Below are 15,322 nucleotides of genomic sequence, written 5' to 3' on the forward strand. Positions count from 1 at the left end.
TACATTATTAGTCTATGTAGTGTGATTTGTCCCGTATGAACATAATGAAAAAAGGCTGTAGAATGATTCATTCTACAGCCTTTAATAGATTAATAATCTATCAACCTTCTAATAATAATGATTTTGGATCTTCAAGCATATCTTTAACAGCAACAAGGAAGCTAACTGCTTCTTTACCATCAACAATACGGTGATCGTAAGATAGTGCAAGGTACATCATTGGACGGTTTTCCATACGCTCTGCATCAATTGCAACTGGACGTACTTGGATTTTATGCATCCCTAGAATACCTACTTGTGGACTATTTAGGATTGGTGTCGACATTAGAGAACCGAACACACCACCATTTGTAATTGTAAATGTACCACCTTGTAGCTCTTTTAATGAAAGTTTATTATCGCGTGCTTTCAGACCTAAATTACGAATCTCGCTTTCAATTTCAGCGAAGTTCAATTGGTTAGCATCGCGTACAACTGGAACAACTAATCCATCTGGAGCTGCTACTGCAATACCGATATCATAGAATTTTTTAATGATAAGCTCATCGCCTTGAATTTCAGCATTTAATAATGGGAACTGTTTTAATGCTGCAACAACTGCTTTTGTGAAGAATGACATAAAGCCAAGACGTACATCATGTTTTTTCTCGAAAGCATCTTTGCGTTCTTTACGTAATTCCATGATTGCACTCATATCAACTTCGTTAAATGTAGTTAACATTGCAGATGTTTGTTGAACTTCTACAAGACGTTTTGCAATTGTTTGACGGCGGCGGGACATTTTCACACGCTCAACTGGTTTTTCAAATTCAGTTTTTGCAACTGGAGCCGGACTTTGTTTTGGAGCAGCTGGTGCTTCTTTTGGCGCTGCAGCGTGAGCTTGTACATCATGTGGTCTCACACGTCCAAGTGGATCTGTGCTACGTACTTCGTTTAAATCGATTCCTAATTCACGAGCCATTTTGCGAGCAGCTGGTGATGCGATAGGACGATTTGTATTTGGTAAACCTTGCAACGCTTTATTTTGTTCAGCACTTGGAGCTGCTGCTTTCGGTGCTTCAGTAGTTTCTTGTTTTGGTTGCTCATTAGCCGGAGCAGGTGTGCTTACTTCAACCGCTGCGCCGTTTGCATCTAAAATTGCGATAGTAGCACCAACTTCAACTGTATCTCCAGGTTCGCCTAGTAACTTCGATACAATACCTGAATCCTCTGCAATGATTTCTACATTGACTTTGTCAGTCTCAAGCTCAACAACGCTGCCACCTTTCTCAACTTTGTCGCCTACGTTGATAAGCCATTGTGAAATAGTTCCTTCTGAAATAGATTCTGCAAGCTCAGGTACTTTAATTTCGATCATTTTAAATGTCCTCCCCTTATTTGCCTAACGGTGTGTTTTATCTTCTTTAATCTTCGGTAATCTCCATTTGTTAGCCTGGCTGTGGCAGACTATCTGCCACAGCCAAGCCTGAAAAACTCATTGTTACTTTCAGTTGCTGAAAACTTCAATTTCTTGTTTATCTTGACGGAAGTTGTACTTCACATCTAAAGCGTGTGCAACAATTAATTCTTGCTCAGCTTTGTGAGCGAATGGATCGCCACCAGATGGGCTAGAACGATCCGGGCGTCCAATGTAACCTGTTTTCACTTTATCCCCAGCTAGTTCGAACAGAATTGGAGCCATGTAATGCCATGCGCCCATATTACGAGGTTCTTCTTGAACCCAAATGATTTCTTCTAAGTTTTTAAAGCGTTTAATAATAGATTGAACTTTTTCAGCAGGGAATGGGTACAACTGCTCGATACGAACCATATGAACTTCATCTAGGCTGTACTCATGCTTACCACTTTCGATTTCTGCTGCTAAGTCAATTGCCATTTTACCTGTACTTAAAACAAGACGTTTTACTTTATTTGGTTTCGCACCAAGGTTTCCTTGTTCTAAAGCAGGTTGGAAACGTCCTTCACTTAACTCACTACCTGTAGAAAGTGTAAGTGGGTGACGTAATAAGCTTTTCGGCGTCATAATTACTAATGGTCGAACAGCTTCTGTTCCTAAGATAGATGCTTGACGGCGCAAGATATGGAAGTATTGTGCCGCGCTCGTTAAGTTTGCAACTGTCCAGTTGTTCTCCGCAGCTAATTGTAAGAAACGTTCTGGACGTGCACTAGAGTGTTCTGGCCCTTGACCTTCATAGCCGTGTGGTAATAGAAGAACTAAACCAGATTTTTGACCCCATTTTGCTCTTCCTGCTGAAACATATTGATCAAATAATGCTTGCGCAGTATTTGAGAAGTCACCGTATTGAGCTTCCCACATCACAAGAGTTTCTGGAGCAAATACGTTGTAACCATATTCGTAACCAACAACAGCAGCTTCTGATAACGGACTGTTATGAACAGAGAATGATGCGTTAATGTTCGGTAAACGGTGTAATGGTGAATATGTTTCGTTTGTATCAGTATCGTGTAATACGATATGACGGTGCGCGAATGTACCACGCTGTGAATCTTGACCAGTTAAACGAATTGGCGTACCTTCTTGCAAAATAGAAGCGAATGCTAACGATTCAGCAAGTGCCCATTCAATTTTACCGTTCTCTTCAAGAGCATCTTTACGGCGCTCAAGAATTTTCTTCACTTTTGGATATACGTTAAAGCCTTCAGGCCAAGATAATAGTCCTTCATTAATTGCACGAAGTGATTCAATTGAAACACCAGTGTCAATCGGTTGAATTCCTTTTGCAACAACCTCTGGAACTTTAACGTGAATTGTTGCAGCACTCGTATCAGCTGGTGGCACTTGTGCGTATTCAGCCTTTAATTCCTCTTGTATAAACTGAGTAATTGTTTCAACCTCATCTGCATTCAGAACGCCAGCAGATTGTAATTGATCTGCATAAATTGCTCTTACAGTTGGGTGATTTTTAATTTTTTTGTACACTTGTGGTTGCGTAACTGCTGGATCATCCATTTCGTTATGACCATATCGGCGGTAACCGATTAAATCGATTAAGAAGTCCTTTTTGAACAGCGTACGATATTGGATCGCAAGGTTTGCAGCAGCAAGACAAGCTTCCGGATCATCAGCATTCACGTGAACAATCGGAATATCGAAACCTTTTGCAAGGTCGCTTGAATATTTAGTAGAACGAGAATCATAGCTATCAGTCGTAAAGCCGACTGCATTATTTGCGATAACATGAATAGTTCCGCCAGTTTGGTATGCATTCAATCTACTTAAGTTGAGTGTCTCAGACACAACACCTTGACCAGGGAATGCAGCATCACCATGAACTAAAATTACGAATGATTTTGTAGTATCTTGTTCTGGAAGACCAGATTTTTTACGATTCTCTTGAGCTGCACGTGCGAAACCTTCAACAACAGGGTTAACGAACTCAAGATGACTCGGATTATTTGCTAATGTAACACGAGTGCTAACCTCTTCATTACCAACGACTTGTTCTCTACCTAAATGGTATTTCACGTCGCCAGTCCAGCCAGCATTTGCCACTGCACCTTCTATTTTTGCATGTTTGAATTCTGCAAACATGTGATTATATGGCTTTTCTAATACGTGAGCGAGTACGCTTAGACGACCACGGTGAGCCATACCAATCATGACATCTTCAACGCCGCCTTTAGCACCTTCTGAAACAATTTCATCTAGTACAGGTACAAGCATATCAACGCCCTCTATTGAGAAACGCTTTTGACCAACGAATGTTTTATGCAAGAATTGCTCGAAACCTTCAACAGCAGTTAAACGTTTTAAAAGAGCAGTTCGTTTTTTATTTGATAATGGTTGACGCAATGAATTTGATTCCACCATTTGATGCAACCACGCGCGTTCTTCACTATCTTGTATATGTGAGAATTCATAAGCTAAAGATTTTGTATAAACGTCTTTTAATCTATGAATTACATCAAGTGCAGTGTGAATACCCTCTGGTGCATCTTGCCATACTGTTTTTGCTGGAATCGCTTTCAAGTCAGCATCGCTCAGTTCGTTCATTGTTTTCTCGATAAGAGATTGTCCGTTTGCAGCATCTTCCATCGGATTAATGTGAGCCAATGTATGCCCGAAAGAACGGATCTGTTCAACAAGTTGAACGACTTTAAGAATCTTTTCAATGTTCCCTGTGTTTTGAGGAGAAAAATGTGTTGCTGTGTTGTCCCCTGTTACGACATCATCTTGAAACGAAGGAGCTCCAAAAATTTCAAAAAGCTCTTGTAATTCCGGATCAACAGAACCTGCTCCAGTTACGTAAAGATCATACTGTTCAATAACATAACCAAGGTTCGGACCATGGAACTTGGCCCAAGGGTTTGTCGTTGTATTCTTCCTCGTCATTTGTTTAAACCTCCCAATGCATATAATCCTTTTTCCATACAAAAAGGTGCATTTTGCTCTTTTCAATAATTGATGAACCAATAATCAATGTAAATGTTTTTCTTTACTCTTATGTTATTACAATAATTTACATAATACCAAACACTATTACTTATCTGTTTTGTAAAAAAACATTCACAATAACTTATCACCCAAGTTAATCTTTCATGTTATAAAGTAATTTCACGGGAAAACGGGGTGGATATATTTGGTATACCTACATTAATACCTATAATTGTTGCATTTAAATATAAGTATAACTATCAGAATGTTTCGATAAAGTTTAGTTCGAATTATGTATATTGGAATAATAAGCGCTTTCATTGATATTATACAACAATATAACGGAATATAGTATAAAAAATAAAAAATTATGAATTTACCATAAACTTTATCTCGATAGTGTTAAATATCGAAAGGAAAATGAAGGATTTCTACAAAAAAAGTGGCTATACATAAAAAATGCTTCATAAACCGTTAGTTTCTATAAATATGGCGAAAAACAACGTAAAAACAATAGCGCATTTCACCCGATAAAGAGCAGAATGAAACATTTTAAAAGGATAAAACAAATATGGAGATATTAAATTTTCATAAAAACGGAGAGGAGATATAGTAACGGCTATATACATTGTTCCATGTTTCATTTCAAAATAGACGTGCTGAATTTGAAAAAGTTTCTTCTATATAAATAGAATGAAAAATAGACGAAATGAATGTAAAGGAAACTTGACGTAAAGTTTCCTTTACATATATACTCGGTATAAGGAAGGAGGGAGAAATTTCCTTGGAAAATAAAATGGTTGAATACCGAAAAAAATTTGGACTATCTCAAGAAAAATTGGCTGAGAAACTTGGAGTTTCCAGACAAACCATCATTTCAATTGAAAAGGGAAAATATGATCCATCACTTCCGTTAGCATTTGAAATAGCAAAAACATTTCAGACAACGATAGAACATGTATTTATTTATGAAGGAAAAGAAGAGGGGGAATAAAGATGAACTATTCACAAAAGTACTTCGTTATTATGGGAATTATTTTTCTATTTATGAGTGGATTTATGATATTAACAGGTATAATGACGCATTCTGCACCACCGGCTCCAACGTATACATTGCTTGCGATGATGATTATGTGTTTTTGCTTAAGTTACTTACACCCGCAATTTAAAGAAAAAGACGAGCGAATGAAGCTTATTCGTTATAAAGGGATGTTCGTGACCTTTTTTGCACTAACGGCATACTATCTTCTTTTCTCTATTGGCTTAAACTTAAAAATAATGACGCTATCTGCGGTTGAACTATTGAATATATTAATGGCACTTACGATGAGTACAGTTTTTATATCGTTTGTTGTTTTATCGAAAAGATATTAAGATGTAAAAGAGAAAGGAAGATTAACATATGCAAATGATGTATGCTTTTGGCATGGGGCTTGTATTATTTTTAGCGGTATTCTTATTTATTCGTAAAGACGTGCAAGGCGGAACGTTAACGAAACGAGGATTTTATAAAATGATCGGCTGCTTAGTTGTTATGTTTATAGCGATTATCGTAATGATCGTTTTAATAAATCAGTCATTATAGAACTTAAAAACGGAACCTTACTTTTGTAAGGTTTTTCTTTTTGGAAATAAATCTAAAAATTACCATAAAATCCATTTACTATCTATACTGTATATTATATAATCCAATGAAATGATAGGTAAGGAGAATAGTATATGAAAAAAAGGCTATCTTCTTTATAGCAATATGTCTACTACTGATAGCTAGTATTACTTATATAATATGTAACAAACGAGAACAAGTGCCACCTATGTTAGTATGGGAGGATCAAGAATACTACGTTACGAATGAACCTGCCGAAGCAGAAGAAATCGGACAAAGACTTGGTGAAGTAACAAAGAAAATTGAAACAAGCAAACAGCCTACTAAAGATAGTGAATCCAACATGTTAGAGTGCGAATTTGAACGTAGTAAAAAAGATGTCAGCATTTGCTGGCATCTTTTTTTATGTAATCTATAAAAATATGGTTATAACGAGTGATTAAAGTTTCACTTTATTTGCTTGTATATACTATGTTCCAAGAAGATTCAAGGTTTTCGATGTTTGTTTCAGCTTTTTTATAATCTTCTGTAGCTGATTTTAAGAGATATTCATAATCCAGTTCACTGTTCTCAGTATTTCCGTCAAATTGTTTCATCATTTTAAGTTGCTTCTCAAGAGACGATTTTAAATTATTGATAGATTCACCGATTAATTTAAATTCTTTATCAGAAAAGGAATTTGGATATTTACTAAAGTTTTTTTCTATTCTTTGTATAGTTGGATACGTGTATTTCTCAATGCTTTCAATACCCTCTCGAGCTTGCTTAATAATCTCGGCTTCAGGAGAGGATTTATCTATAGAAACGAGTGTTGCCAAATTGTTATTGCTGTGGCTTAAGTTCACTTCATCTAAAATGTTGTGGAAATCATCCATTAATATAGCTTGATAAATAACATTTCCGCTTGTTAGGTTTTTATTCGCTACGGTTGCTTCTTCATTTGAAAAGGAAGAAACTTTCTTTTTTATATCCATAATTTTATTTCGTAATGATTCATTATGATTTACTAGTTTTTCATGTTCCATTCCTACTGTGATTGCTAAAAGTTGAAGGTCAGATGCAATGTCAGGGAAATCTGTAGCTTCTATCCATCCTGATTTTTGTGATGCTTCATCGATTTTTTTAGAGACAGCATCAGCTTTCGCAATAAGATTTGTTTTAATATCTTTTGTATTTTGTGTATCTGTTTCAGTGTTTGTCGCTTTTACGGTAGTGGACTGTGTTGATGATGTTGAATTACTACATCCGGCTATTCCTGAAGTAATAGTAAGTGCGACTAATGCGATAGATAAATGCTTTTTATGTTTCATGTTTCGTTGCTCCTTATGTGTAGTTCTATGCTGTGATTGTAATGGGAATTTTTGAAATCTTATCCATTAAAATATAATAACATTACTTATTTATATTAACTATAGAATGTTAGTAACCGTGAAAGAAAAAATTTGTATATAGGGAGGCGTGCTTGCAATATGGATAGTAGTAAGAGTGGTCATAAAATCCATTCAAGGCGGGAGAGAAATTAGGGGGATATCATATCGAGAATCTTACATTTTTTAAGTTATAAACGTTTTGAAAATATGATATATTAATATAATAAATTCAATTGGAGGAATAAATTATGAAAATTGTAAAGTCGAAGAAGTTATGGATTACTTTAGCAGTAATCGTTGGATTAGTAATTTCATATTCAATTGGCGCTAGTGGAGCCAAGGTCGCTATCGAGAAAGAAAAGGTTACATATGAAGAGGCAAAAGTGAAAGCAGAAGAAAAAGAGAATGAATTAATTTACACGAAGAGCAAAGTCAAAGAAGGTATTGATGCAGAGCAAAAGAAGCTTGATGATAAAAAAGTTGAAGTAGAAGAGACTTTGGCTATAGTAGCTAATAAGAATCAATTAACATCAGAAGTTGATAAGTTGGGCAAAGATGTAGAGGCTAAGAAGGGTGAAGTAGGTAAATTAGATGGGGATATCCAAGCTAAGAATAGTGAACTACAGAAGCTTACAGAAGGCGTTAAAGCTAAGCAGGAAGAGCCTAGAATGTTAGGTGCAGGTGAATACATCGTGGGCAAAGATATTCCGGCGGGTCGTTATAAGGCTGCGGCAGTAGGTCGTGGTAGTAACTTTGTTGTATTCGATAGCAAGAGTGGTTCAGCAACAGTAAATACCATTCTGGGCAATAGTTCAGTAGGTCGTGGGGATTATACTTTCTTCGCTGGTAGTGGTGATATTATCAAGACAGCAGAGCAAGTTAAACTTATTCCAGTTGAATAAGTTTAAAGAAATACTGGAAAGAAGGAGTTAGAAAGCCTCCTAAAGCAATTACAAGAAGCTAAAGCTAAGAGAATCGACCACAAGTGCAGTCATCTTTGTGAGTAGCGTAGGCTTCATAAGATTAATAAATAATAAGATAGACAACAAGAGTAAATACAATCATGAAAAAATGGATAATTTGGGCGGTAATTTTTTATATACATTCGGCGGTACTGCTATATAAGGGAATTGACAAAATCGAAGGGTATTATATGGCTAGTGAATACAGTGAGTTAAATAAACACGTTTATGTGGGGGGAGACGCATATAACTACATTATTAACTCGAATCTACTTACAGTGTTCTTTGTACTTAGCGCAGAATTCTTTATCGCGGGGACTCTTTTAATCGCTACTGGATCGATTATCAAGGCTCTTAAGGAAAAAAAGTGGCATAAGCGGTTGAATTACCATATAAAAATAGCGATTTACCAACTGGTAGATCGCTATTTTTACGATATGACCCCGGAGAGGCTCGAACTCACGACCTCCACCCTGTCAAGGTGGCGCTCTCCCTGCTGAGCTACGGGATCTTCAAAAATGCTTATCTAATAGCATCTTTAATAAATCTGCTAAAGCAATTATATATAATTAACTGAAATTTTACAATATTTTACATTAGATGTGTGATGGAAAAAAGGTTTATTTTAGAATTTATATTATAATGTATGTTTTTATTTTTAATACGTAGAAGATGATGACTTGTTATGATTTCCGATACCAATCCAAAGGACCTTCATCGCTTAAGTCAACAAGAAAAGGGAATAAGAAGTGTAAAGGTAAGCTTATAAGTTCTGGCATAGCGTTCAATGTTTTCCTTGATAGATATTGTCTTCCGAAGCAATACGGACAATCTTTTTCAAATGTCACGAGTATCGACCATACATCTTTTACTTTCCACTTTGTTTTACAATATGTACAACGCGCCATGGAGTTCCTCCTCATTTTAAGGTGTTTTCTAATATATTCTATTTGATCGTACTAAAGTCAAGTGTAGTTGGTGTGATAGAATATAAGTTAGTTTGTTTTTTTATATGGATGTATTCCGTAATTTATGACTAAATGAATGTAGTGTGAGGGTTATATAATAAGAGATTTTCATTTTTAATATGCAAATTGGCCAATATATCCTTTTTACAATTTTCAAGAAATCATGTATAAAAGAAGTACAAGATATTTATAAATATTCAGAAGTAGAGGGAGAATTATTGTAATGGTAAGAAAAACGTTCAAGATGCGCGTATCTAGAAATAGAACGATTTCGATTAATGGCTCAATTCTTGATGTGGATGTTACACATGATGAGTTTTTACAAGAGTTTGTTGAGTGGGTCGATTCTAAAGGTTGGTCGTTTATGGGGATGACAGATGAGATTACACCTGAGGAAGCTAGTCAAAATTTAATAGACTCATTGATTGATGAGAAGGATAAGAAAGAGTAATTCCTTCTTATTTTTTGTTGTATATTTATGTTCCTAATCGTAAAAGTGTGATATAGTAAAAAAGTGAATATTCTTCCAAATTAATACAAATTACATATAGGTTGGTAGAGGTATTTTATAGAATGTGAAAGTAAAGGGAAAAGGGAGAGTCATATGGTAAATTTTAAGAAAATTTCGGTTTTTGTTATGGTTATTTGTTTATTTTTTTTGACACCTATGACGTTATATGCTGAGACGAATATTGGAGTAAATCCGGAGCAAGTGGCACCTCCACCTGCGGAAGGGCCGAATGTTTTTAGTCAGTTTGCGACTACGATTGATGCGAAAACAGGAGATATGTTGTACGACAAAAATGCACATCATCGTGCGTTCCCTGCTAGTATGACGAAAGTGTTAACGGCGATTTTACTGATGGAGCATACGAAGCCAGAGGATCAATTTACGTTTTCACAATTAGCATTAGATCAAGAGAAGAGTAATTATCAAATTGAGTTTCACCCTGGTGAGACTATTAATAGAAATACTGCACTTATGATTTTAATGGTGCTGAGTGCGAATGATGTGTCGTATGCGATTGCGGAGCGTATTGGAGGAAGTGTTGAAAACTTCGCCAATATGATGAATGAAAGGGCGAAGCAATTAGGGGCTAAAGATAGTCATTTTGTAACGCCAAATGGATTGCATGATCCAAATCATTATACGACGCCATATGATATGGCCATGATTACGAGAGGTGTGCAAAAGTATCCTGAAATTTTACAAGCGATGAATACGAAAAGAACGACGGTTACGACATCTACGCAAACAGTTTCTATTTTTAATAAGTCTACTTATTTTGAAAATCCATATAGTATGGGTGGTAAGACAGGATTTACGAATGAAGCACGCAATACGCTCGTTTTATTAAATGAGAAGGATGGTAATCGTATTATAAATGTAGTAATGGCTTCTCAAAGACCTGAAATTTATGAAGATTTGAAGCAGATGGCGGAATATTCTTTTGGGCAATTTACGAAGCAAACTGTACTAGATAAACATAGTTGGCACCAAAAGGCAAAGTATTTAAATAAAGATGTTGATTCTGAGCTGGAAAAAAGTGCAGAGCTTATGCTAAAGAAAGATGAAGGGAAAAATATAAAAACGGCTTTTCGGGTTAATTCAGTGGATAAAGAATCTTTGTATCAAAAAGGAATTCATCGCGGTGAAGTAGTTGGTGCGGTAGATATTATAAAGAATAATCAAACGATTGCGACTATAAATGTTCTTTCAAAAGAAGATGTTACTTTTGCGATGCCTAAAAAAGATACAGTTGCACCTGAAGTAAAGGAATCGAATGTGAAAGTGATAAGTGTTGGAATAGGTGCGATTTTATTATTTGGAGCGATTTTATATGTAGTGCTGCGCCGAAATAACCAAGGGATGAAATCAGAAGAAAAATAAATTGCTAGTAGACCGTGATGAGATTTTGTCACGGTCTTTTTTGTATGCATTTCAAAAATGATTTAACTAATAATTGTAAATTTTCTTATTGCATTTCCAAATCGTTCGTTATATTATTTACTTGTGTTCTTGTTAGAGAACTAAATGAATATTGTATACTTCAAATAACATAAAACAACGGAGAGGGAGAGAGACGATGAAATTAATTTGGAAGGTGATTAGCAACGTTATCTCATTTGTTTTATTTGCGGTAATGGTTTGTTTAGCTTTTGTAGTTATTTCTTCAAAAGCGAGTGGCGGGGATCCAACAGTGATGGGATATCAATTTAAGAGCGTTCTTTCAGGATCGATGGAACCAACATTTTTAACAGGATCAATCATTGCGATAGAACCAACGAAAGATGGTTCTAAATATAAAAAAGGTGATGTTATTACGTTTAAAGAGAAAGATGACAAAATTATCACTCACCGTATTATCGGTGTGAAAGATACAAATGGAAAAGTAATGTATGAAACAAAAGGGGATAACAACAACGGACCAGATTTAGCACCAGTACTTGCAGAGAATGTAATTGGAAAGTATGCAGATATTACAGTTCCATACGTTGGTTATGGACTGAATTATGCGAGTTCAAAAGCGGGAGCAGCATTACTTCTCATTATTCCTGGAGTCTTTTTACTTGGCTATTCCGCAATTTCTATTTTTGGCGCTATTCGTAGCATTGACGGAGAAAAGAAAGATAAAAAAGTAGAACAATCCGTCTAGTTCGTTTGGTTATACTTTCCGTTTAGGAAGTTAACAAATATATATATATATTAAGGGGATATGGACATGACTTTAAAGAAAAAATTAGGAATGGGTATCGCATCAGCAGTATTAGGAGCAGCATTAGTTGGTGGAGGAACATTTGCATTCTTTAGCGATAAAGAAGTGTCAAATAATACATTTGCGGCTGGTACGCTTGATTTATCATTAAATCCATCAACAGTTGTTAATGTATCGAATTTAAAGCCTGGTGATACAATTGAAAAAGAATTTAAACTAGAAAATAAAGGCTCTTTAGATATTAAAAAGGTTCTATTAAAAACAGACTATAATGTAGAAGATACGAAGAAAGATAATAAAGATGATTTTGGTAAACATATTAAAGTAACATTCTTAAAAAATGTAGATAAGCATGAGACGATTGTGAAAGAAACTACATTAGATAAATTGAAGGGTGATACACTTACAGCAGTAAATAATGATTTAGCTGCTTGGTTCTGGGATGAAAAAGGTATTTCTGCAGGTAAATCTGATAAATTCAAAGTGAAATTTGAATTCGTTGATAATAAAAAAGACCAAAATGAATTCCAAGGCGATAAGTTACAATTAACTTGGACGTTTGATGCACAGCAAGGCGATGGTGAAACGAAATAATAATGACAACAAAAAGAGACTATCAAAAGTGGTAGTCTCTTTTTGTGTTAAAAGAGAAATGTAAAAAGAAACATAATTTTTATATCATTTTGTAATTCACTTTATTATAATAAAGGTATAGTTCTTGATAAAGAACAAGTTGTTCGATAGGAGAGATTAAAATGCTGAAGGCACCTCGCAAATTCAAAAAGATGCTTATATTGCCATGTTTGTGCTCTATTACTTTTTATTTAGGTTCTCAAATGATGACTTATACAGAGGCAGCTTTCATTCATGAGACGAAAGTGCAGGCTACTATTTCTACAGCAAGTATTTTTCCAAAAACAGTTGATCAGTTGACAGAACAAGCTAAGCAACATAAGGAAGTAATTTTGCATGAGTATGAAGAGATGAAATCGAAAGTAACTTTCACTTCCACTCAAGAATTAGAACAGGCGCTTGTTACGTGGAAGCAAGGACGTGAGAAAATTGTTACTGAGAGGGAACTGTTACAAAAGGTATATGCATCAATAGAAAATCCTTATAACAAAGTGAAAGAAGAGTTAAAGGGAAATAAAAGTGAATCTAATAAGCAAGTATTCTCGTATGTGAATGCTGGTTTTCATATAGTTAAAGAGCACTGTGAGTATGTTGATAAAGAGGTTAATTTACAGGTGATTGATAAACAAATTCAAGCTTTTGAAAAATTATTAGTAGATGAAACAGCAAAGCAAGTGAGTGAGGCTGAGAAGCAAAAGAAATTAGAAGAGGGTAAGAAGCAAGAAGAAGCGAAAAAGCTAGAAGAGAGCAAGAAACAAGAAGAGGCGAAAAAGTTAGAAGAGAGTAAGAAGCAAGAAGAAGCGAAAAAGCTAGAAGAGAGCAAGAAGCAGGAAGAGGCGAAAAAACTAGAAGAGAGTAAGAAGCAGGAAGAGGCGAAAAAACTAGAAGAGAGTAAGAAGCAAGAAGAGGCGAAAAAACTAGAAGAGAGTAAGAAGCAGGAAGAACAGAAGGAATAGTAAGTAAAATACAGCAGCATTTCGGAAGGAATAAATACAATGATAAGACAAATAGGTGAGAGAGCCTTACGACTCACCTATTTGCTTTGTTTTTCTTATTTCACTATTCGTGGGTATAGGTCTTCACCTAAAAATTTAACGAATGCGAGGAAGTTAGTTGGCAGCCCACCGCTTGGTGAAGGTTAATGATCAGTGGGGATGGACAGAAAAACACTGATTAAGGTTTCACTTTATTTCTCAATACTTTTCTGAAAAAAAGGAAAAAATGTTGAGAAATAAAAATAATCAAAATATATATTGTATTTATATAGTCTTGTTCGTTATAATGAACTTAAGGTTTTAAAAAAAGAACAAATATTAGCTAAGCTAATATAGTTTTAGTTACACCTCTTATTTTGAAATAAGAGATAAAAATACAAAAAACAGCTAGGGGGAATTGATTGTGAGTCTGAAAAAGAAATTAGGTATGGGAGTTGCATCAGCAGCATTGGGGTTATCTTTAATTGGTGGAGGAACATTCGCTTACTTTAGCGATAAAGAAGTATCAAACAATACATTTGCAGCTGGGACGTTAGATCTTACATTAAACCCTAAAACGCTTGTAGATATTAAAGATTTAAAACCAGGGGATTCTGTTAAGAAAGAGTTCTTATTAAAGAACGACGGTACTTTAGCAATTAAAGATGTTAAATTAGCGACAAAGTATACTGTGAAAGATGCAAAAGGTGATAATGCTGGTGAAGACTTCGGTAAGCATATTAAAGTGAAATTCCTTTGGAACTGGGATAAACAAAGCGAGCCTGTATATGAAACAACTTTAGCTGATTTACAAAATGCTGATCCAGATCTTTTAGCTAAAGACATCTTTGCTCCTGAGTGGGGAGAAAAAGGTGGCTTAGAAGCTGGTACAGAGGACTATCTATGGGTACAATTTGTATTCGAAGAGAATGGTCAAGATCAAAACAAATTCCAAGGCGATTCATTGAACTTAGAATGGACATTCAATGCTAACCAAACAGATGGAGAAGAAAAATAATAAATAAAAAAAGCGGGGGATTCCCCGCTTTTTTTTATAAAGAAAAAAAGAAGTGCCCGTTTTAAGCACTCTTTTATATGTATTATTGTTGATTTTTCTTCCATTGTGTAAATTCGAGAAATTCACGAAACTGTTCTTTTGAGACACCAGAGCTCATCGCATCTTTAACGAGCTGTGTCCATTCGGAGTCTAGGTGACCCTCCGTTGTTGTTTCATCGTGAAGTAAAGTATCAACTGGAATTTGTAGAACAGCTGCAATTTTTTCAAGAAACTGAATAGAAGGGTTTTTTTGTAAATTCCGTTCTATAGAACTAATGTAAGATTTAGCGACACCAGCTTTTTCGGCGAGTTCTGTTAATGAAATGCCTTTTTGTAAACGAAGGCGTTTTATACGTTCTCCTATCATATTTGCGCACCTTTCTATCAATATGTAGTCGTCTTATGATGTGATTATTATAACATAAACTTCGTTAAAAAGAACGAGGCTATTGAGCCTGGCTCGTATGCTTCATACGTTGAAAAAAGTGTTCAATATCTTGCAGGGCAATGCCAGCATCTAGAGCTTCAAGTATTAAATCAATCCATTCTTGATCTAGTGAGTCAGCCTTATCTTTGTACAAATGTAATTCCTCCCTAATTAGTGGTCATAATTGCTGCTACAGAATATATGATAATGCA

Annotated in this window: 17 protein-coding genes and 1 tRNA gene; 11 read left to right on the plus strand and 7 right to left on the minus strand. The window is 35.3% G+C overall.

Going from position 1 to position 15,322, the window contains the following annotated elements; genetic code table 11:
- Window positions 1–100 precede the first annotated feature (100 nt).
- Together odhB and odhA are read right to left on the minus strand one after the other, a co-directional pair.
- Window positions 101–1,357 (minus strand): 2-oxoglutarate dehydrogenase complex dihydrolipoyllysine-residue succinyltransferase, encoded by a 1,257-nt coding sequence (gene odhB, locus MKX37_RS06290; RefSeq protein ID WP_002168867.1) that lies wholly within the window; start codon window positions 1,355–1,357, stop codon window positions 101–103.
- A gap of 129 nt (window positions 1,358–1,486) precedes the next feature.
- Window positions 1,487–4,354, minus strand: coding sequence for a 2-oxoglutarate dehydrogenase E1 component (gene odhA, locus MKX37_RS06295; protein WP_002126030.1), 2,868 nt, complete (start codon window positions 4,352–4,354; stop codon window positions 1,487–1,489).
- An 826-nt stretch (window positions 4,355–5,180) separates the two neighbouring features.
- Here odhA and MKX37_RS06300 point away from each other — a divergent pair.
- From MKX37_RS06300 to MKX37_RS06315, 4 genes are all read left to right on the plus strand, one after another.
- On the plus strand, window positions 5,181–5,390 hold the full coding sequence (locus MKX37_RS06300; RefSeq protein WP_000428506.1) for a helix-turn-helix transcriptional regulator: 210 nt from the start codon (window positions 5,181–5,183) through the stop codon (window positions 5,388–5,390).
- A gap of 2 nt (window positions 5,391–5,392) precedes the next feature.
- Complete coding sequence (locus MKX37_RS06305) at window positions 5,393–5,770, plus strand: hypothetical protein (protein WP_016126705.1); 378 nt, start codon at window positions 5,393–5,395, stop codon at window positions 5,768–5,770.
- Window positions 5,771–5,798: 28 nt separating this feature from the next.
- Window positions 5,799–5,981 (plus strand): DUF3976 domain-containing protein, encoded by a 183-nt coding sequence (locus MKX37_RS06310; RefSeq protein WP_002086895.1) that lies wholly within the window; start codon window positions 5,799–5,801, stop codon window positions 5,979–5,981.
- Between the two features lie 127 nt (window positions 5,982–6,108).
- A complete protein-coding gene (locus MKX37_RS06315; protein ID WP_078422194.1) occupies window positions 6,109–6,420 on the plus strand; it encodes a hypothetical protein in 312 nt (103 codons plus the stop codon).
- Window positions 6,421–6,454: 34 nt separating this feature from the next.
- Here the strand turns inward: MKX37_RS06315 and MKX37_RS06320 are convergent, their stop codons facing one another.
- Window positions 6,455–7,312, minus strand: coding sequence for a hypothetical protein (locus MKX37_RS06320; RefSeq protein WP_033730638.1), 858 nt, complete (start codon window positions 7,310–7,312; stop codon window positions 6,455–6,457).
- Between the two features lie 308 nt (window positions 7,313–7,620).
- Between MKX37_RS06320 and MKX37_RS06325 the strand changes: the two genes are divergently transcribed.
- Window positions 7,621–8,274: a hypothetical protein gene (locus MKX37_RS06325; RefSeq protein ID WP_033730637.1), complete on the plus strand. Its 654-nt coding sequence runs from the start codon at window positions 7,621–7,623 to the stop codon at window positions 8,272–8,274.
- Between the two features lie 498 nt (window positions 8,275–8,772).
- On the opposite strand, the gene MKX37_RS06330 is transcribed toward MKX37_RS06325, so the two are convergent.
- Window positions 8,773–8,845: transfer RNA gene (locus MKX37_RS06330), tRNA-Val, on the minus strand.
- A gap of 172 nt (window positions 8,846–9,017) precedes the next feature.
- Complete coding sequence (locus MKX37_RS06335; protein ID WP_002168860.1) at window positions 9,018–9,242, minus strand: hypothetical protein; 225 nt, start codon at window positions 9,240–9,242, stop codon at window positions 9,018–9,020.
- Between the two features lie 283 nt (window positions 9,243–9,525).
- Between MKX37_RS06335 and MKX37_RS06340 the strand changes: the two genes are divergently transcribed.
- From MKX37_RS06340 to calY, 6 genes are all read left to right on the plus strand, one after another.
- Complete coding sequence (locus MKX37_RS06340; RefSeq protein WP_000251865.1) at window positions 9,526–9,753, plus strand: hypothetical protein; 228 nt, start codon at window positions 9,526–9,528, stop codon at window positions 9,751–9,753.
- A 153-nt stretch (window positions 9,754–9,906) separates the two neighbouring features.
- Entirely contained in the window at window positions 9,907–11,193 is a 1,287-nt protein-coding gene (locus MKX37_RS06345; protein ID WP_002126097.1) for a D-alanyl-D-alanine carboxypeptidase family protein, read from the plus strand.
- 196 nt (window positions 11,194–11,389) lie between these two features.
- Window positions 11,390–11,959 carry a signal peptidase I SipW gene (gene sipW, locus MKX37_RS06350; RefSeq protein ID WP_002064334.1) on the plus strand — a complete coding sequence of 190 codons (570 nt, stop codon included), beginning with the start codon at window positions 11,390–11,392 and terminating at the stop codon, window positions 11,957–11,959.
- A gap of 66 nt (window positions 11,960–12,025) precedes the next feature.
- The gene (locus MKX37_RS06355; protein ID WP_000172837.1) at window positions 12,026–12,613 is read left to right on the plus strand and encodes a CalY family protein; all 588 of its coding nucleotides are present in this window, start codon (window positions 12,026–12,028) and stop codon (window positions 12,611–12,613) included.
- A 161-nt stretch (window positions 12,614–12,774) separates the two neighbouring features.
- Window positions 12,775–13,608 (plus strand): DUF4047 domain-containing protein, encoded by an 834-nt coding sequence (locus MKX37_RS06360; protein ID WP_078422193.1) that lies wholly within the window; start codon window positions 12,775–12,777, stop codon window positions 13,606–13,608.
- Window positions 13,609–14,050: 442 nt separating this feature from the next.
- Complete coding sequence (calY, locus tag MKX37_RS06365; RefSeq protein ID WP_002030430.1) at window positions 14,051–14,644, plus strand: biofilm matrix protein CalY; 594 nt, start codon at window positions 14,051–14,053, stop codon at window positions 14,642–14,644.
- 82 nt (window positions 14,645–14,726) lie between these two features.
- Here calY and MKX37_RS06370 read toward each other — a convergent pair whose 3' ends face one another.
- Window positions 14,727–15,050 carry a helix-turn-helix domain-containing protein gene (locus MKX37_RS06370; protein ID WP_002030429.1) on the minus strand — a complete coding sequence of 108 codons (324 nt, stop codon included), beginning with the start codon at window positions 15,048–15,050 and terminating at the stop codon, window positions 14,727–14,729.
- A 79-nt stretch (window positions 15,051–15,129) separates the two neighbouring features.
- The gene (locus MKX37_RS06375; RefSeq protein ID WP_002011474.1) at window positions 15,130–15,264 is read right to left on the minus strand and encodes an anti-repressor SinI family protein; all 135 of its coding nucleotides are present in this window, start codon (window positions 15,262–15,264) and stop codon (window positions 15,130–15,132) included.
- Window positions 15,265–15,322: the final 58 nt, after the last annotated feature.

Source organism: Bacillus sp. FSL R5-0709, assembly GCF_038004785.1.
Lineage (GTDB): Bacteria > Bacillota > Bacilli > Bacillales > Bacillaceae_G > Bacillus_A > Bacillus_A mycoides.